This window comes from Pseudomonas sp. PLMAX, from assembly GCF_046042685.1.
Classification (GTDB): Bacteria; Pseudomonadota; Gammaproteobacteria; order Pseudomonadales; family Pseudomonadaceae; genus Aquipseudomonas; species Aquipseudomonas putida_AE.
Map to the genome: position 1 here is coordinate 3,464,372 of NZ_CP064949.1, position 17,071 is coordinate 3,481,442.

14 protein-coding genes and 1 pseudogene are annotated in these 17,071 nt (G+C 60.4%); 1 reads left to right on the forward strand and 14 read right to left on the reverse strand.

Annotation, left to right across the window (positions count from 1 at the left end; translation table 11 throughout):
* Positions 1 to 69 precede the first annotated feature (69 nt).
* The 14 genes and pseudogenes from DKB71_RS16045 to DKB71_RS16110 form a co-directional block, all read right to left on the reverse strand.
* Entirely contained in the window at positions 70 to 1,644 is a 1,575-nt protein-coding gene (locus DKB71_RS16045; protein WP_323626602.1) for an arylsulfatase, read from the reverse strand.
* Positions 1,645 to 1,719: 75 nt separating this feature from the next.
* Positions 1,720 to 2,748 carry an HAD family hydrolase gene (locus DKB71_RS16050; RefSeq protein WP_408601014.1) on the reverse strand — a complete coding sequence of 343 codons (1,029 nt, stop codon included), beginning with the start codon at positions 2,746 to 2,748 and terminating at the stop codon, positions 1,720 to 1,722.
* Positions 2,745 to 4,171: pseudogene (locus tag DKB71_RS16055) on the reverse strand (hypothetical protein). The gene DKB71_RS16050 and the pseudogene DKB71_RS16055 overlap by 4 nt, the downstream one beginning before the upstream one ends.
* Entirely contained in the window at positions 4,168 to 5,748 is a 1,581-nt protein-coding gene (locus DKB71_RS16060; RefSeq protein ID WP_408601015.1) for a VWA domain-containing protein, read from the reverse strand. Before DKB71_RS16060 ends, DKB71_RS16055 begins: the two are co-directional and overlap by 4 nt.
* Position 5,749: 1 nt before the next feature.
* Positions 5,750 to 6,742 carry a vWA domain-containing protein gene (locus DKB71_RS16065; protein WP_408601016.1) on the reverse strand — a complete coding sequence of 331 codons (993 nt, stop codon included), beginning with the start codon at positions 6,740 to 6,742 and terminating at the stop codon, positions 5,750 to 5,752.
* On the reverse strand, positions 6,729 to 7,304 hold the full coding sequence (locus tag DKB71_RS16070) for a DUF4381 domain-containing protein (RefSeq protein ID WP_323626607.1): 576 nt from the start codon (positions 7,302 to 7,304) through the stop codon (positions 6,729 to 6,731). Before DKB71_RS16070 ends, DKB71_RS16065 begins: the two co-directional genes overlap by 14 nt.
* Positions 7,301 to 8,236: a DUF58 domain-containing protein gene (locus DKB71_RS16075; protein WP_408601017.1), complete on the reverse strand. Its 936-nt coding sequence runs from the start codon at positions 8,234 to 8,236 to the stop codon at positions 7,301 to 7,303. Before DKB71_RS16075 ends, DKB71_RS16070 begins: the two co-directional genes overlap by 4 nt.
* On the reverse strand, positions 8,233 to 9,213 hold the full coding sequence (locus tag DKB71_RS16080) for a MoxR family ATPase (protein WP_274076951.1): 981 nt from the start codon (positions 9,211 to 9,213) through the stop codon (positions 8,233 to 8,235). The genes DKB71_RS16075 and DKB71_RS16080 overlap by 4 nt, the downstream gene beginning before the upstream one ends.
* An 8-nt stretch (positions 9,214 to 9,221) precedes the next feature.
* Positions 9,222 to 10,169 (reverse strand): transporter, encoded by a 948-nt coding sequence (locus DKB71_RS16085; RefSeq protein WP_408601018.1) that lies wholly within the window; start codon positions 10,167 to 10,169, stop codon positions 9,222 to 9,224.
* A gap of 12 nt (positions 10,170 to 10,181) precedes the next feature.
* Positions 10,182 to 11,585, reverse strand: a complete 1,404-nt coding sequence (locus tag DKB71_RS16090) for a DUF1254 domain-containing protein (protein WP_408601019.1) — start codon at positions 11,583 to 11,585, stop codon at positions 10,182 to 10,184.
* 26 nt (positions 11,586 to 11,611) lie between these two features.
* Positions 11,612 to 13,063 carry a DUF1254 domain-containing protein gene (locus tag DKB71_RS16095; protein ID WP_408601020.1) on the reverse strand — a complete coding sequence of 484 codons (1,452 nt, stop codon included), beginning with the start codon at positions 13,061 to 13,063 and terminating at the stop codon, positions 11,612 to 11,614.
* A gap of 13 nt (positions 13,064 to 13,076) precedes the next feature.
* The gene (locus tag DKB71_RS16100; RefSeq protein ID WP_408601021.1) at positions 13,077 to 13,868 is read right to left on the reverse strand and encodes a hypothetical protein; all 792 of its coding nucleotides are present in this window, start codon (positions 13,866 to 13,868) and stop codon (positions 13,077 to 13,079) included.
* A gap of 356 nt (positions 13,869 to 14,224) precedes the next feature.
* Positions 14,225 to 15,364: an RHS repeat-associated core domain-containing protein gene (locus DKB71_RS16105; RefSeq protein ID WP_408601022.1), complete on the reverse strand. Its 1,140-nt coding sequence runs from the start codon at positions 15,362 to 15,364 to the stop codon at positions 14,225 to 14,227.
* Positions 15,365 to 15,538: 174 nt separating this feature from the next.
* A complete protein-coding gene (locus DKB71_RS16110) occupies positions 15,539 to 15,964 on the reverse strand; it encodes a YciI family protein (RefSeq protein WP_408601023.1) in 426 nt (141 codons plus the stop codon).
* A gap of 555 nt (positions 15,965 to 16,519) precedes the next feature.
* Between DKB71_RS16110 and tpx the strand changes: the two genes are divergently transcribed.
* Positions 16,520 to 17,020 (forward strand): thiol peroxidase, encoded by a 501-nt coding sequence (gene tpx / locus DKB71_RS16115; protein WP_274077334.1) that lies wholly within the window; start codon positions 16,520 to 16,522, stop codon positions 17,018 to 17,020.
* Positions 17,021 to 17,071: the final 51 nt, after the last annotated feature.

Here is a 17,071-nt window from a genome sequence, read left to right on the forward strand (position 1 = left end):
GGGGCCGATGCGGTCCCAAGTCGAAAATAAGTCCGCTCGCCGGTGAAGGCGAGCGGCGGTCGAGCAGTCTTACTGTGCAGCTTTCATTTTTTCTTCGATCTTGGCGTCCACCGCCTGACGGATCTGGTCGATGCTGAAGCTCGCCGGCCGCTGGCTTGGCGGGTAGTCGACGAAGGTCTGCAGGAAGGCTGCAGATCGGCGGGTACCGTCGAAGATCAGGTAGTCGTTCTTGGTCAGCCAATCATAGTATTGGTCAGACACGACGTCGGCACGCTCGTACGGATCCATGCGCAGGTTGAACATTTTTGGCACACGCAAGCAGACGAAAGGTTCGCTCCACACTTGCAGGCCACCGGGTGCACGCTGCTCACAGAAGACGATTTTCCAATCGTTGAAGCGCATGCCCACGAGCACGCCGTCATCGTTGAAGTAGTAGAACTCGTTGCGCGCACTCTTGTCGGTCTTGCCGGTCAGGTAGTCCAGCTGGTTAAAGCCGTCCAGATGCACCTTGAAGTTCTTCCCGCCGACGTCAGCCCCTTTGAGCAGGCGATCCTTGATGTCGGTATCGCCCACCGCGGCCAGCAACGTCGGGAACCAGTCCAGACCGGAGACCATTTGTGTCGACACTTCACCCGGCTTGACCTTGCCAGGCCAGCGGATCATCGCGGGTACCCGATAAGCGCCTTCCCAGTTGGAGTTTTTCTCGTTGCGGAACGGGGTCGTCGCCGCATCCGGCCAGGACCACTGGTTAGGGCCGTTGTCGGTGGTGTAGACCACGATCGTGTTGTCGGTGATCTTGAGGTCATCCAGCGTTTTCAACAGCTTGCCCACGTCGCCGTCGTGCTCAAGCATGCCGTCGGCGTAATCGTTGCCGACCATTCCGCTTTGGCCTTTCATGGATTCACGCACATGCGTGAAGGCATGCATGCGCGTGGTGTTCATCCAGACGAAAAACGGTTTGTCCGCCTTGGCCTGCTTCTCGATAAACGCCTGGGCAGCGGCCGTGGTTTCGTCGTCGATGGTTTCCATGCGTTTTTTTGTCAGTGCGCCGGTGTCCTCGATCTTGCCGTCGGCAAAACTGTGGATCACACCCCGCGGAGACGCTGCCTTGACGAACTCGGCATCATCCTTGGGCCAGTAGGGACGCTCCGGTTCCTCTTCGGCATTGAGGTGGTAGAGGTTGCCGAAGAACTCATCAAAGCCGTGGTTGGTGGGCAGGTACTCGTCTTTATCGCCCAAGTGGTTTTTGCCGAACTGCCCGGTTGCATACCCGTGGGTCTTCAGCGCCTGGGCAATGGTCACATCCCTGGCCTGCAGCCCGACCGGCACGCCGGGCATGCCCACTTTGGACAGGCCTGTGCGCAGAGGCGTCTGCCCGGTGATGAACGACGAACGTCCGGCAGTGCAACTGTTCTCCGCGTAATAGTCGGTGAACATCATGCCTTCCTTGGCGATGCGGTCGATGTTCGGCGTCTTGTAGCCGACCACGCCCATGGAATAGGCACTGATGTTGGTCTGGCCGATGTCGTCGCCAAATATCACCAAAATGTTGGGTTTATCGGCAGCCCCGGCCGTTGCCGAGATTGCCATCACCGACGTCGCGACCAGGGCGAGTTTGGGTAGCCACTTGCGTATGCGAGTCATAAGACTTGCTCCTTTTTGCTCATTGGCGTCGCTTGAATACGACAAACGTTTATTGCAGTCCTGCATTACGCTTTCTTATTGCACTTGCCCGGTTGTGGCGGCATCGAACGGATAGATCCGGCGCCATTCGGCGGCCATGTCGACGACGGTCCAGCCACGTTTGTTTGCTTCGTCCAGCGCCTTGTCCAGCCGACCGATCTGCGATTGGCGGTCATAGGCCCATTCGCGTTTGGCGTCGGTGTGGTGCACCAGCCCCATGAATCGTTTGCCCGACCCGGCGGCGGTCCACTGCAGCATCTGCAGGTCGCCGTCGGAGTTGCCGAAGGCGAGAATCGGTCGACGGCCGATCACGGCGTCGATGCTCACCGGTTTGCCCGGCCCGTCATCGTTGTGCGCCAGTTTCGGGGTGCGCAGGATCGACGCCTGGCCATCCTTGTACTCAAAAGTGGTGACGAATGTGGTGCCGATCACCTGCTCGGGCGGGATGCCGTAGACCTTTTCGGCGAAGGCGCGCATGAACGCGGTGTCGCCACCGGAAACGATGTAGGTCTTGAAGTTCTGGCTACGCAGGTAGTCGAGCATTTCCAGCATCGGCTGGAAGATCATCTCGGTGTAGGGCTTGCCGGTTTTCGGATGGCGGGCCTGGGTCAGCCAGGTCTTGGCGTAGTCGTCGAAGGCTTCGGTGGTCATGCCGGTGTGGGTCGCACCGAAGATTTTCATCATGCCGTCGAGGCCGCTGGCGGCGAGGGCCTTGTGATCGTTTTCCAGCACGGCCTGGAACGGCTGGGTGGTTTTCCACTCCGGGTGCTGCGCTGCGGTGCGCTTGACCTCTTCCAGGGCGAACAGAAACTCGAAGTACATCGGCTGCTCGCTCCACAGGGTGCCGTCGTTATCGAACACGGCGATACGGTCCTCGGGTTTGACGAAGTCCTTGCTGCCCTGATCGGTCACCGCTTGCACGAATTCGATGATGTTCTTTTTTGACGGACCATCATTCCAGGAAGGCAACGGCTCAGCGGCCTGCACCAGCAATGGCAGGCTCAGGGCAAGGGTCAATAGAAACCGGAAACCGTGCAGTTGGCGCAGCGATACGGAGCTCATCATGGGACATCCTTCTCGTGAACGGGGTTGAGTGGTCGCAGTGCGGTAGCGAGTGATTCCTGCTTGTGTTCGGCCAGACTATGCAGCGTAGTCAAGGATTCGTTGAGTTGGTGCAGCGCCTGATCCTTGGTCGGCTGGCGGCCGTAGCACGCACGCAGGAAGGCTTGCAGGCGCGGGCCGAAGCCGGTCAGCTTCAGGCCGTTGCGGCTGCGGCGGGTCCACAGGTACAGGGCGCCCAGTTGTGGCGGTTGGCCATCCAGTTGCGCCGGGATCTGGCGCCAGGCGTAGTCGGGCGATTGCAGCCACGCCGCGTGGCGGGCACGGCGGCGGGCCTGCCAGGCGAGGTGCGCGCGGTGCACATACGGGCGGGCAAACCAGGCGAGCAAAATCACGCCCGACAGCAACGCCAGCAGGCTCAGGGCAACACCCGAGAGGTGCAGGCGATTGCCCTGACCGAGTTTTTTCAGGTCTTCGGTAATCGAGAACACGGGCTTGTAAGCGCTGTTGGCGGCGGCGTCGAAGCTTACGGCCGGGACCTGGGCGATGCGGGTCTGCTGGCTGCTGGCGTCAAACCATTTCAGCTCGATGGCCGGCAGGTTGTAGTGGCCTTGTTTGTCGATGCGGTAGGTCACGCTGTCGATGCGCTGGCCGCCGGTGAAGTTGCCGCGTCCGTCGTCCAGATTGCTGATTTGCGGGGTTTTCGGGTATCGGCTCAGACCGCTGACATCGCCCAGTGAAGGTGTCGGCAGCGACATGGCCAGGGCACCGTCAGCCTGAAGCGTAAGCTCTCGGGTGAGGCTGTCGCCAACTTTGGGCGGCGAGGACGAATCAACGATCTTCTGGCTGAACCGCAGCCCTTGCGCAACCAGCACCGGCTCGCCGGGCTGGAAACCTGGCGGTCGCGTCGCGGTGAAGTGCAGTGGTTGGCTTTGCGCGCTGAGCTCGCTGGTGGCTTGGCCCGGTGTGACCCGTACCGTCAGCGGTGGGATGTCGAAGGCTTGGGCCAGGTTTGGCGTGATCAGGTAGGTGTAGCGCATGCCGTTGAAAGATTTGCCGTCGAGCGTCTGGTTCAGGTGCTCGGCGTGGCCATCGGACGGCATCACCAGTGCGCCGGGCAATTTGAGGTCGGGCAGGGTGGGGGCGCTGGTGAACCAGGTGTCGGTGAGTACGTCCAGGCGCAATTCGACGAGGCTGCCGACCATGGCGGTGTCGGCGGGTTGCAGGGTGGCCGGACGCGCAGGTCGGGTTCGGCGGCGAGGGTGGTGGTGGAGATCAGCAAGGTGAGCAAGAGGCCGAGTTTTGCGGTGATTGGTCTGACGCCTTCGCGAGCAAGCCCGCTCCCACAGGGGATTTGTGGTGCACATAGATCAAATGTGGGAGCGGGCTTGCTCGCGAAGGAGGCGACACGGTCTCTCAGACTGATCATGGCCTGCCTCCCACCTGATCCTGCAAACTGAACTTCTGTTTCAAGAACTTCGCCGGCGATGTCGTCAGGTTCTGCAACCACTGGGCATCCGACGCCGCCTGTTCGGTCTGCACCTGTTTGCTCTGGCCCTTGCCCGGTGCCTTGTCCATCTTGATTTCGTCGGGCTTGACCTCAGGGGCGTTTTTCTCCGCGTCTTCGGTATCTTTCTGCAGGGCGATGGCCAGGGCCAGGTTGGCCGTGGCTTCGGGGAACTGCGGCTGCAACTTCAGCGCCTGGTTGTAGGCCGCGATGGCCTGGTCGAACTTGAAGCGGCGCACGTAGATGTTACCCAGGTAGAAATACGCCTGGGGCGTTTCCAGGCGCGCGAAGCTGGCCAGGGCCAAGTCAAAATCGGCGGCGTTGTAGGCGGCCATGCCTTTCCAGTACGGGTCGACGAAATGCGCGGCGGCCTGGGGGAAGTGTTCGTGCTCGAAGGCCCAGCGACCTTGCTGGTCCGGGGTGAAAAATGCATCGGTCAACGCATTGGCTTGTGCCGGTGCCGGTTGATAGCCGATACCGATGGCCAATAAAAGACCGGCCATCCAATTCACACTCCAGCCCTTGCGCACACTGAAAAACGCCAGTAGCAGCAGCGGCCAGCACAACCAGTAACCGGCATCCTTCCAGTGCAGCTCGCGCTGTTCAGCGCTGGCACTCTGGAAATGTTGCTGGGCGTGAAGATCAATCCAATCCAGGTCGTCGTCATTGAGTGTCAGACTGCCCAGGGGCGCATCCAGGGCTGACGCCAGTTGCTTGAGGGCAGCCTGATCGAAACGGCCCAGCGCCGGGCGACCATTGCTGTCGGTGCGCGGCTGGCCGTTGGCATCGCGGATGATCCCGCCGTCTTGGCTGCCGACCGCGAGGATCAGCACTTGCAGCGCGCTGTTTGCCAGTTGTTTGTCCAGGCCGGCCAGTGCCGAGGTGTCGGCGCCGTCGGTGATCAGCAACAAGGTGCCTGGAGTTTTTTCCGCTACCAGCAGGCGCTTGGCCTGCTCGATCACCGCGCCGACGTTTTTCCCCGGTTTGCCGATCAGTTCGGTGCCCAGCGCCTGGATGAAGGTGTCGAGCAGGGCCGGATCGTCCGTCGGCGGCAATACCAGATGGGCGCTGCCCGCATAGGCGATCAAAGCATTGCGCGCACCGGCGCGACGCTGGATCAGGTCATGCAGCTTATGCTTGGCCGCTTCCAGGCGACTCGGTTGCACGTCGGTTGCATCCATGGACGGCGACAAGTCAACGGCGATGATCAATGGCGCCCGGTTCTCCAGGAAATCCGGGCGATCCTGTTCCCAGGTCGGCCCGGCGGCGGCAACCGCACCGATCATCAACAGTGCGCAGACCAGATGCACCGGACGCAGCCATTGTTGATCCTGCGGGGTAATCAGCAAGTGCGGCAGCAGGTGTTCGGCGATGTTGCCGCGCAAACGCCGCTGCAAGTCGCGGCTGCGGCGCCAGAGCAGTGGCAGCAACGCGGCAAAAGGCAGCAGCAACAGCCAGAGTGGGCGCAGGAAGTGGAAGTCGCTGAGGTTGATCTCCATCTCAGGCCTCCTGCCGCTGGCGTGCGATGGACAATCGAGGAGATAGCATGGCGATCACGTGATAGAGCGCGAGCAGGGCAATCGCCGCCCCAAGCGGCCACCAGAACAGATCGCGTTTGGGTTGATGGCTGAGGGTTTTCACCTGATGCGGGGTGAGCTGGTCGAGGGTGCTGTAGACCTGATCCAGGGCGTTGCGGTCTTCGGCACGGAAGAACTTGCCACCGGTGGCCGTGGCGATCTGCTGCAATCCCTGTAAGTTGACCTTGGCTTCACCGGATGCCTCGGGGTCGCCAATGCCGATGGTGTGGATCACCACGCCTTTGGCCGCGGCCATTTCGGCTGCGTGATCCGGGGTGATGGCGCTGCTGGTGTCGTTGCCGTCGGTGAGCAAAATCAGCACTTTTTCCTGCTCATGAGCCTGATCGAGCAGTTTCAGGCTCAGGCCAATGGCATCGCCGATCGCCGTGTTGGGGCCGGCCATGCCGATGCCGGTGTCGTCCAGCAACAGCGACAGGCTGGCGTGATCGAGGGTCAAGGGCGCTTGCGGGTACGCGCCGCTGCCGAACACGATCAGGCCCAGGCGATCCTCTTTGCGTTTGTCGATAAAGCCATGCACCACTTCCTTGACCGCGGCCAGGCGATTGATCTGCTGGCCGTTGGCGTCGGTGAAATCGGTGGTTTCCATGGACTGGGAAATGTCGATGGCCAGCATCAGGTCGCGCACCGGTTGCTGGCGCTCGATGGGTTGTTCCACGTACACCGGTCTGGAAGCCGCCAACAGCAACAGCGCCCACACCAACAGGTTCAGCAGCAATTGCCAGTGATTGGTGCGCGTACCGGCCTGGCTCGGCGCCTGGCCGACCGCTCGGCTCATGGCGGCGAAAAAAGGCACACGCACCGCGCTGCGCGCCTCACGGTAATCGGGTAGGTAGCGATAGCCCAGCCATGGCAAGGGCAAAAGCAGTAACAGCCAGGGGTAATCAAGCTGCCACATGGTGATGCTCCACCCAGTGTTTGCAGGTGTTGAACAGTTGCTGGCGCTGCTCGTTGGGCATGGCGCGTAACACGGCATCGGGTGAGTAGGCCAGTTGTGCAAGCTGTTGGCTGAAATCGGCGGGTAGGGGGGCTTTACTGTGCCGTTGCAGGAAGGCCTGCCAATCCGCATTCCCAAGCGCACCGGGACCCTGTAGGAGCTGGCTTGCCAGCGAAGGCGGCCGCCAGAACACTGCACGCCTCAAGGCCCCCTTCGCTGGCAAGCCAGCTCCTACAGGGGATGTGTTCGGCATGGAGATGGCGGTGCGTTTGAGCAATTCTGGAAGCTCGCGCAACGCATTCAGATCGTCACTTCGCTTTTGCAGCTGCGCCAAGCGCACCAGGGCCTCACGCCGATAACGATCACGTCGCCATTGCACATAGCGCCGCGCGCTCAGCAGCACAACCGCCACCACCAACACAGCCAACAACACCCACCAACCCCAGGTCTGCGGCGCGTAGCTGACCGGCGCGGGCAGGGCGATCTCCTTGAGTTGCTCGATGCTCGGCACATTCGGGTTCACCGCCGTGCTCCCGCTCGTTTGCCCAGCTCGGCGCGCAGTTGTTCGTGAGCTTCGGTGGCGGTGCTGAACATCATCAAGGGCACCTGGCTGCGTCGCAGCAGCGTGGCCACGTCCTTGAGCCGACCGCTGAGAAAGTCACCCAACGGCTGGTGCACCTGGCGGCGTTCCACTGCCAGTTCAACCTGCAACTGGCCCTGGGTGATCAGCAGGCGGCCGTTCCTGGGCAGGTTCAGCCCCAGCGGATCGTAGACCTGCATGGCGATCACATCGTTGTGCGCCGCCAGCTGCCGCATCAGCTGCAAGGTGCGCTCGCCCGCGCCGGCAAAGTCGCTGACGATGCAGATCAGATGATCATGCCCGGCCAGCGCCAGGCACCGCTGCAAGACCTTGTCCAACTGGTCTTCGCCTTCGGCGTCGGCATTGGCCGCATTGAGTTCCTGATTCTGCTGGGCGATGCGGCTGCACAAGGCTTCGATGCGCTTGCGGCTGCGCAGGGGTGCGATGCTGTCGATGCGCTGATCGTTGAACACCAGCCCGCCGACCCGATCCCCCGCGTTGAAGACCATCCACGCCGCCAGTGCGCCGAGTTCGGCGGCGACGGCGGATTTGAAGCTGCGTTGCGAGCCGAAAAACATCGACATGCGCTGGTCGACGACGATCAACGCCGGGCGGTCCCGTTCTTCGGTAAAGGTGCGCACCACCGGTTTGCCGGTGCGCAGCGACGCCCGCCAGTCCAGATGACGCAAATCGTCCCCCGGCTGATAGCGGCGCAATTCATCGAAATTCAGGCCACGGCCACGCAGGCGCGATGCATGGTTGCCGGCCAGGATGCTGCCTTGAGGTTGGCGGGCAGCAAAACTCAGGTCACGGGCCTTGAACTCCAGCGCCATCAATTGCGCCAGAGAGACATAGACCAGACCGTCGACATTCATGCCGCAATCGCGACTTTGTCGAGCAGACGGTCGAGCACCTGATCGGCCGTTACGCCGTCAGCCACCGCGTCGTAGCTCAGTTGCAGACGATGGCGCAGCACCGGGTGCACCACGGCGCGTACGTTGTCCGGCGAGACGAAGTCCTGGCCTTGCAGCCAGGCATCGGCGCGGGCGCAGCGATCCAGGCCGATACCGCCGCGCGGGCTGGCACCGATGTTGATCCAGCGCCCGAGGTCGGCGTCGTAATCGGCCGGGTGGCGGGTGGCATTGATGATGTCGATCAGGTAGCGGTCGATGGCGGGGGACACATGCACCGCACTGACTTCCCGGCGCGCGGCGAAGATCACGTCCTGGGACAGCTCGAAGCCTTGTACCGGCGCAGTCTTGGCACCCAACGCCACTTCTTCCTCGCGCAGCAGGCGCAGCACCTGGCTCTCGTTTTCCGCGCTCGGGTAATCCAGCAGCACCTTCATCAGGAAGCGGTCCATCTGCGCTTCAGGCAGCGGGTAGGTGCCTTCCTGTTCGATGGGGTTTTGCGTTGCGACGACGATGAACAGTTCCGGCAGCGCATGGCTGTTGCCGGCCACGGTTATCTGCCGTTCTTCCATGGCTTCGAGCAGCGCGGCCTGGACCTTGGCCGGGGCGCGGTTGATTTCGTCGGCCAGGATCAGGTTGCCGAACAGCGGCCCCGGCTGGAAGCGGATCTCGTTCTTGCCCTCGACCTGGTGCAGCACCTCGGCGCCGGTAATGTCCGACGGCAACAGGTCCGGGGTGAACTGGATGCGACTCATCTTCGCGTCCAGGTGCTTGGCCAGCGCCTTGACCGTGCGGGTCTTGGCCAGCCCCGGCAGGCTTTCCAGCAGCAGGTGCCCGTTGGCCAGCAGGCCGACGAGAATCTGCCGGATCACCTGGTCCTGGCCGAGCACCGCTTCGGCGATGCTCGCTTGCAGGGCGTTGAGGTCGTTGAGTGCGCTCATGGTTGCTCCTAGAAAAACGCCAGGGTCATGTTGGCGGCGACGCCGTTGCCTTCAGGGCGGTTCTTGGTGTCGAACTCCGGCACCCAGCGCAGGCTGAAGTTGGCCTGGGCATCGGCGAACTTGCCGGTCCAGCCAATCACCGGGCCGGCACCGACCGAACGCCCGCGAAAGCCACTGGAGGCGCCCGACCCGGAGTCATCGTTGATCTGCTGGATGTAACCGGCCGCCATGCCGGCCGCCCAGCCATTGCCGAAACCGTGGGTCCACAGCAAGTCCAGGGTGAAGAGGTCACCGTTCTGATAATCCGTGTCGTCGTTCTCGGTATAGAACTCCAGCCCGCTGTCCAGGGTGAACTCGCCGCCCTTGCCGTCGAGATGGGTGAAGGCCATGGTGGGCATGAAGGTGTAGGTGTTCTGCCCGGCGTTGGCCAGGCGATCGACGTCGTAGGCGCCTGTGGGCACGTAGATCGGCAGCGAGAACGAGATGTGGTTGACCTCGTCGAAGTGATAGCCGGCGGCGATCGGCGTTACCAGCATGTCGGCGAACTGGGTGGCCTTGTCCTCGGTGCCCAGGGTGCGGCCACGGGGGCCGGTGATGCTCGCGGTAACGTCGGTGTACTGCACCGGCACGCCGATGGCCGAGGCATAGTTCCAGCGCCCCTCGCCGGTGTCCCAGACATGGGTGAAGTTGGCCATGGTGTAGGACACCTTCATGTCCAGGTCGGTACTGATTGCGCCGCCTATCGGTATCTGCGAGTTGCCCTTGAGATCACCGTCGTACCAGATGCTGGTCAGGGACATCACCCAGCCCGGTTCCGGCGGCACGATCCCGGCATTGGAAAACACTTGTTGCCCGGTGATTGGCCGGCCAACGCCACCCTCGACTGCGAGCACCAGCGGACTACTGCCGACCAGGCACAGCGCTAACAACGAGCGCACTACGTAAGGCTTGATCATGACTTGCTCCGCTTACTGATTTTGTGGAGCCACAGGCGTCAACAACGGCATCTGCCATTGGCCGTTGCTGACTTCAGGTTTTGGCAGGTACAGGCGCAACACGCCGTAGAACGGCCCGTTCGGTGCCGGCAACCAGTTGCTTTGCAGCTCCTTGGCCGGGGCTTTGTTCTGAACATAGAGGGTCAGGCCGCCGTCGTTGTCGAGCTTGAGGTCGGGCAACATCCGCGAGTTGATCAGGTAGCGATTGAGCGGGTTGGCCACCAGCAACTTGTTCTTGCCGTCGTACATCGTCAGGGACCAGAAGGCGTCAGCCGGGGGCAGGGCGCCCTTGTCGAAATGCAGGGTGTAGTCGTGTTTCGAGGCATCGACCGGCTGGCCGTCCTTGTCGACGAAGTAACCGATGTAGTTCGCTTCTTCGGCGGAGTTGCCGAAGATCCCCATGTTGGCGCCGGCGTAGCGATACAGGTAATTGCCCTTGAGGTGATCGCGGGTACCGAAAAAGTCGCCGCTGGTGACTTCGTGGGTATCGACCCGGGTTTTCTTGAACTCGGCGAATTCAGCCTTGGCATCGCTGATGCCATCCTCCAGGGCCTTGCGTTGTTCGGCTGTGAGGTTGCTCAGGTTGAACGGCTTGCCGGCTTCGATGCCGATTTTCGCGAAACGCCCGAGCAGGTCTTTTTCCACGTCCTGGGGCGGGGCGAACGACAGCATGAAATTCAGGTAGCGAAACAGGTCCGGGGTGTCGCTCATGGTCGGCGTGGGTTTCGGCCAATCGACCTTCGGCGCGGCAGGCGGGGCTTTTTGCTTGTCGTAGTGGCTGAGGGTTTCAACCTTGTAGCCCTTCTGGATCTGCTTGACCTTGGCCAGGTCCTTGTCATCGAACAACTGCGTGCGATACAGCGCATAGGCGATGTTGCTTTCGCTGCGCAGCAGGCGGTCGATGTTCAGCGGTTGCCGGCCTTGCCAATTGGGGCCGGCAATCATGAAATGGCCGCCGTTGTTGCCGGTGCTGCGGGTGCCCAGGTAGGCGAAGTTCTGCGTGTAGGCGTCAATCAATTGCACCGAGTAATAGCGATGCTCTTCGATGGGCGGCAGGGTCAGCACCACCGGCTCGGCGCGCAGGTCCATCCAGACGAAGGAGTAGGGAGTGTCTGCATTCGGCGTGACGAACGCGGTGTCCTTGGCGGTGAACGCCTTGGCGGTGTTGCCGATCTGGTTGAACGGCGCCTTGAAGTTCGGGCTCTGCTTGTCCACGGCCTGGGTGTAGAGGGTCTTGTACATCTCCACCACCGGGAAGCCGTACAGGTAGGCCTCCTTGGCGATGCCCCGGGCTTCTTGCGGGGTGGCGGTGAAATCAGCCCAGGCACTGCTGCTCAAGGTGAGTACAAGGGCGGATAACAGAATGCGGTTATTCATGACACTTCCTTAATGAACACGCGGCGTCATTCCACGGCCGTGATGTCGTCGAGTTTCCAGCTTTTGTCGAAATAGGCCAGGGTCGGGGCATACAGGCGGAAATAACTGAACCAGTGTTTGCCCGGCAGGGTTTGTACCCAGTTGTTCTCGAAGCCTTTTGGCGGGGTGGGGCCGAAGTACAGGTCCACCGAACCGTCGTCGTTCTTTTTCAGGTCCTGGCGCGACGACAGGTCGGCCTTGCGCTGCGGGTTGTCGATCAGGCAGCGGCTGTCGATGTCATACACCGTCATCGACCAGAACTGCTTGGCCGGCGGGTTGGCGCCGACGTGCAGGCGATAGCTCTTGGCACCGTCGAGCCAGTTGCCCTTGGCGTCGGTGTAGGCGCCGAGGTAGGTCTGGCCCAGGCCCGGGGTTTTCGAAACCATGCCCTTGGTGTTGGTGACCGCCTCGTAGAACCAGGCACTGCGTTCCCACAGTTGGTCGTAGTAAGCGACGCGTTGGGAAGGGTCGGCGATGTTCAACACCGTGTCCCACTGCCGGTCCGGCCAGTACTGGGCACCGGGAAAGCGCTTGGCGAAGGTGTTGGCCTTGGCAATCAGCTCGCCGACTTGTGCACCTTGTTCCAGGGCCTTGCGCTGGACATCGGTCGGGTTGAACGGTTTGTCCTTCTCGATGCCAAGGCTCGCGAGCATGGCCATGTAGAAGCGATCACGTTCGTTGACCGGTTCTTTCTGGATGATCTGGTGCAACCGCTCCCAGTACGCCATGCCCCGTGGCTGGGTGCCGGACCAGGCTTTGCCCTCGGGGGAGAGCAGTTTGGTCTGGCTGGGCTCGGCACGCTTGGCATAGGGGTACATCCGGAATTGCTCGACCAGTGCCTTGCCCTTGGCCGGGTCGGGGTCGAGCACGCGAAAACCTACCAGCACGTTCATGGTTTGCGACCTGGCCAGGTAATACTGGCCTGCATCGGCCGGTGGCTCGGCGCCCGGTGGCAGCACCAGGTATTTGCCGCCCTTGCCTTTGTCCGGGCCGGTCTGGCCCATGTCGATGATCGCCCGTTGCCAGAAATCGCCAATACCACCCGCAGTGGGGCCGGGGGGCAGCTCGATCACCAGCGGCCCGGTTTCATTCAGGTCGACGAAACCCAGGATGTAGGGCGTGGTGGCGTTGGCGGTGATGACGCCAAGCTTGTCTTCATAACTGTCGAGCACCATCAGGTCGCCATTGTGGGCGCCCAGCTTGTCGCGGAACTCTTCCTGCCATTGTGCGTAGGACACCAGCGGCAAGGCCCACAGATAACTCTGGGTCGCCTGCTGGAAGTCCAGTTCGGCATAGAGTTTGGCAATGGAGTCATGGGCGGGCAGTTCGCCTTCCATGGCGATCTTGCCGATCCGGGTGTCCAGTTCCTGGGCACCCACTCCGCAACTGACGAACATCGTCATCAGGCTGAAACCGGCTGCGCGAATGGCACCGTGCATAAGTGGGGATTCCTTATTTACCGAAAGTGGCGTTGAGGCCGACGAACAGGGTGAATTGCGGCATGCCATCGCCTTTTTTCTCGACGGTCCATTGCGGTTCGATGAAGGCGTTGAGGATATTGGACCTGTCCTTCCACACTTTGCCACCACCCAAACCGAGTGGGATGTAGTGGGTGTCGTTCTTCAGGTCGAAGGTCCAGATGCCGGTGGAGCGCAGGTACCAGCCCTTTTCCAGGTTATGGATGATGAAGGGCTGCATCGTTGCGCTTTCGACGTTGGGCCGGTCGTGGTCGCCGGCGAACGAGCTCTGGTATTGCACCAGCGCGCCCAACAGGCCGCGCGGTGAGGAGTCGATAGCAACCGCGGCCAGACCGGCTTGCCATTTGCCGGTACCAAGCTCGTCCTGGTCGGCGGTGGGGGCGGTGATCATCGGGCCGATGCCCAACTGCACGCCCTCGGTCTTCACCAGGAAAATATCGAACAGGTTCAGGTCACCTTCGCCGGTGCTGTAGCCACTGTTCGGGTCCGGATGGGTACTGATCGGCGCCGTGGCGCGTATCAACTGCGGCACGCCAATGTAGTCGTTGGGCGCAATCGGCAGGGTGCCGCGTATCAGCAGGTCATTGGTATGGATGTTGGTGTCGTAGTACTTCGGGGTGTAGTAGTCCTGAGCGCTCATGCCCGGGGCGAAGTTCAGCGGGTTGTTGCTTTTGTTGGCGGTCTCGGCGTTATCCGCCTGGGCGCAAACAACAGGCGCAAGCAAGGTCGCCAAAAAAAAGGCGCGCGTCCCCGGTTTGTTCAACATGATTCCCCGATTCCTTGGTGGCTCATTTGGATGACTCGGCACTTGGCGGCCGTTACTGCGTAAGCTCTTTCCTATCAGCCTGTAGGATATGACTGTAGACGCTAGCAGTTAACCAGCGATTCGCTAGTCGAAGGGGTTAATTCTTTGGTTTTGTGTGCGGATTCGTATTGATTTTGTGTACTAAAAGGTTGATACGAATCAAGTAGTTGCGTGGAGATTTGCGCCGTTGATACTAAAACCCGGCGTTGCTGCGACACAAAAGCCGGATTCTCGATGGCGCTGTTTGGCCGGCTAGCTGCGGATCATGATTATCCAACAGCCGACTTGTTGGGCCAGAAGGTGATCCTCGATCGCATTTAATGACTTGAGTCGCGCCTGATCCGGGATACTTGAGCGGACGAGCCCAAGCGAGATGAAATGTTTCCATCTGATTCCAGTATTAAGGCGTTGTCTTCAAATTGCACGCGAGGTGATTCCGAAGGGGGCGTGGGTACTGCTCTGAATGCCTGGTCCGATATCAAACCAACATTGATGCGTCTGCCAGAGCCAGACCAGTCCGAATCTGATGAAGTCGAGCTTCGTCTTGAACCTGATGACGTCGTGGCATAAGAACTGTCTGATCCGTACGAGCCGACTGAATGGTTCGACCCGAATGAGTTGATTGAACTGTTCGATCCAAACGAGGCAGCAGATAGATGGGAAGTGGTCGACTCTGATGAACGGGTTGAACTTGAGGATGAGGCGATTGAGTCCAGTGAGCCACCCAAGCGGGATCGATGCTGATTGTTCAATCCTCCTGAGGCTGGTCGATAGGTGAATGGTTGCATCGGGATGGGATCCAGTTGAGAGGCTGAACGAGTCCACGTAGGCAATATGGGGTTTTGGATTGCCGGCTGTAGTTGATTGCTAGAACTTCCTAATCTTTGTACGAATCGCCCTGAACGTCTAAATGTGAGAAAGGGAATTGCTGGGGAGATATGCCCCGTTGGATCATTTCGGTTAATCGAGTCGCCCAAACAATAGGCATAGGGATTAATTCCCCCATCACCAAAAGGACTCCAGCTGTCTGGGCTGTTGAAGCGCATCAACACCGTATTGAATATCCGATAGCCGATTCCCAAAAAATAATGACCAGTCACCGGATCTTGCCGTTCGCCGTTGAACCCCAACAGGCTGAGCAATCCGTTACTTATAGAGCGATGTCCGTAGGGTGAGTAGGAAATGGTTCGGTGTTGGGCCGGATTGATGGCGATCAGTACCGAGCGCTGCTGATCGGTCGCCAGTAAGCTGGTTTTAACCGCGTTGCCATCGCGTTGTTGCTGTGCCAGGTGTCGTTCTTCGTGTTGAAAAATCGAGAACGTCGACGCGCCCTGAATCTCAGTAGCCAGCAGGTTCTTGCAGTAAAAACGCTGGGATTCGGCATCGCTCAGCGGCAATGTCCCGACGAGCCGGTCAAGTGGATCGTATGAGTAACGGCAGAGCATGATTTCGCGCATTGCAAGCGCTCCCGAAGCCAGTGGGGCAGGGCTTTCAGCTTCATCCTCAGCGCTTAAACAGTCTACTAGCAGAACTGATAGGTTGTTCTTCGCGGGTAACCCTGAAATTGTGCTTTGTGGTGGCGAGGAGCCTGTACCCCTCGTCACACTGGCTTTAGGCCGCCAGTTAAAATTTCAACGCTTCTTCCCTTGCTCGAACGCACGCTCTTCCTGCTCGCGCAACTCCGGTGTCAACTCCTCGCCGAAGTCCTCCATCTCGAACACCTGGCGAATCTCGATCTCGGCTTCGGTGCCCGGCATCGGGTTGGGGCAGCGCTCGACCCATTCGATGGCTTCTTCTTTGGACTTCACTTGCCACAGCCAGAAACCGGCGATCAGCTCCTTGGTTTCGGCGAAAGGGCCGTCGATCACTGTGCGTTTGTCACCGGAGAAACGCACGCGGGCGCCTTTGCTGCTCGGCTGCAGGCCTTCGCCGGCGAGGAGGATGCCGGCCTTGGCCAGTTCCTCGTTGTAGTTGCCCATGGCGGTCAGCAGTTCGGTGCTGGGCATGATGCCGGCTTCTGAGTCCTGGCTGGCCTTGATGATGATCATGAAACGCATGGTGTTGTCTCCGCTGGATTTGGATGGTTCATTTATAGTCGAACGATCACCGGCCAAATCGACAACGCTATTGCGATAAACTTATGAATACCCAGCTCCTACATGTGATCGGGGCGCATACAAATTCAATGCCAGGCAAGGAACCCCTGTAGGAGCTGGCTTGCCAGCGATAGCGGTCTAACATCCAGCATCGATGTCGACTGACCCGGCGCCATCGCTGGCAAGCCAGCTCCTACAGTTGATCGGGGCGCACACAAATTCAATGCCAGGCAAGGAACCCGTGATCGGGTCGTACACAAATGCCGTGCCTGGCGAAGAACCCTGTAGGAGCTGGCTTGCCAGCGATAGCGGTCTGACAGCTGGCATCAATGTCGACTGACGCGGCCCATCGCTGGCAAGCCAGCTCCAGGGGGCAGGATTGGGTCGCCAGTTGTATGCGATTTCGTGCGCCGACACATGACAAATTATGTTTGGCCATAGGTCGTCGGACAATTTCGTGGTTAACTTCTGCCTCTTCAAAATTCTCCACCACCAACGTTCAGAAGGACTCCGTTCATGGCTCAAGTCACTCTTAAAGGCAACCCGGTTCAAGTCAACGGCCAACTGCCACAAGCCGGTTCCAAGGCGCCAGCCTTTTCCCTTGTGGCCGGCAATCTGTCCGACGTCACCCTGCAAGACTTCGCCGGCAAGCGCAAAGTGCTGAACATCTTCCCAAGCGTCGACACCCCGACCTGCGCCACTTCCGTGCGCAAGTTCAACGCCCAGGCCAACGATGTCGCCAACACCGTGGTGCTGTGCATCTCCGCTGACCTGCCGTTCGCCCAGGCCCGCTTCTGCGGCGCCGAAGGCCTGGAAAACGTGCAGAACCTGTCGACCCTGCGCGGTGCCGAGTTCATCGAGAACTACGGCGTGGCCATCGCTGACGGCCCACTCAAAGGCCTGACCGCCCGTGCCGTGGTGGTACTGGACGAGAACGACAACGTGCTGCACAGCGAGCTGGTCAAGGAAATCGCTGAAGAACCTAACTACGAAGCCGCGCTCGCCGCTCTGAAGTAAGTAAAGCATTACAATTGTTAACGGCCTGGCCCTGTCCAGGCCGTTTTCATT

What these genes read in the sequence shown, in the direction of transcription:
- DKB71_RS16045 (WP_323626602.1), bottom strand. Translation starts at nt 1,644, where the DNA reads ATGACTCGCATACGCAAGTGGCTACCCAAACTCGCCCTGGTCGCGACG.
- DKB71_RS16050 (WP_408601014.1), bottom strand. Translation starts at nt 2,748, where the DNA reads ATGATGAGCTCCGTATCGCTGCGCCAACTGCACGGTTTCCGGTTTCTA.
- DKB71_RS16060 (WP_408601015.1), bottom strand. Translation starts at nt 5,748, where the DNA reads ATGGAGATCAACCTCAGCGACTTCCACTTCCTGCGCCCACTCTGGCTG.
- DKB71_RS16065 (WP_408601016.1), bottom strand. Translation starts at nt 6,742, where the DNA reads ATGTGGCAGCTTGATTACCCCTGGCTGTTACTGCTTTTGCCCTTGCCA.
- DKB71_RS16075 (WP_408601017.1), bottom strand. Translation starts at nt 8,236, where the DNA reads ATGAATGTCGACGGTCTGGTCTATGTCTCTCTGGCGCAATTGATGGCG.
- DKB71_RS16080 (WP_274076951.1), bottom strand. Translation starts at nt 9,213, where the DNA reads ATGAGCGCACTCAACGACCTCAACGCCCTGCAAGCGAGCATCGCCGAA.
- DKB71_RS16085 (WP_408601018.1), bottom strand. Translation starts at nt 10,169, where the DNA reads ATGATCAAGCCTTACGTAGTGCGCTCGTTGTTAGCGCTGTGCCTGGTC.
- DKB71_RS16090 (WP_408601019.1), bottom strand. Translation starts at nt 11,585, where the DNA reads ATGAATAACCGCATTCTGTTATCCGCCCTTGTACTCACCTTGAGCAGC.
- DKB71_RS16095 (WP_408601020.1), bottom strand. Translation starts at nt 13,063, where the DNA reads ATGCACGGTGCCATTCGCGCAGCCGGTTTCAGCCTGATGACGATGTTC.
- DKB71_RS16100 (WP_408601021.1), bottom strand. Translation starts at nt 13,868, where the DNA reads ATGTTGAACAAACCGGGGACGCGCGCCTTTTTTTTGGCGACCTTGCTT.
- DKB71_RS16105 (WP_408601022.1), bottom strand. Translation starts at nt 15,364, where the DNA reads ATGCGCGAAATCATGCTCTGCCGTTACTCATACGATCCACTTGACCGG.
- DKB71_RS16110 (WP_408601023.1), bottom strand. Translation starts at nt 15,964, where the DNA reads ATGCGTTTCATGATCATCATCAAGGCCAGCCAGGACTCAGAAGCCGGC.
- tpx (WP_274077334.1), top strand. Translation starts at nt 16,520, where the DNA reads ATGGCTCAAGTCACTCTTAAAGGCAACCCGGTTCAAGTCAACGGCCAA.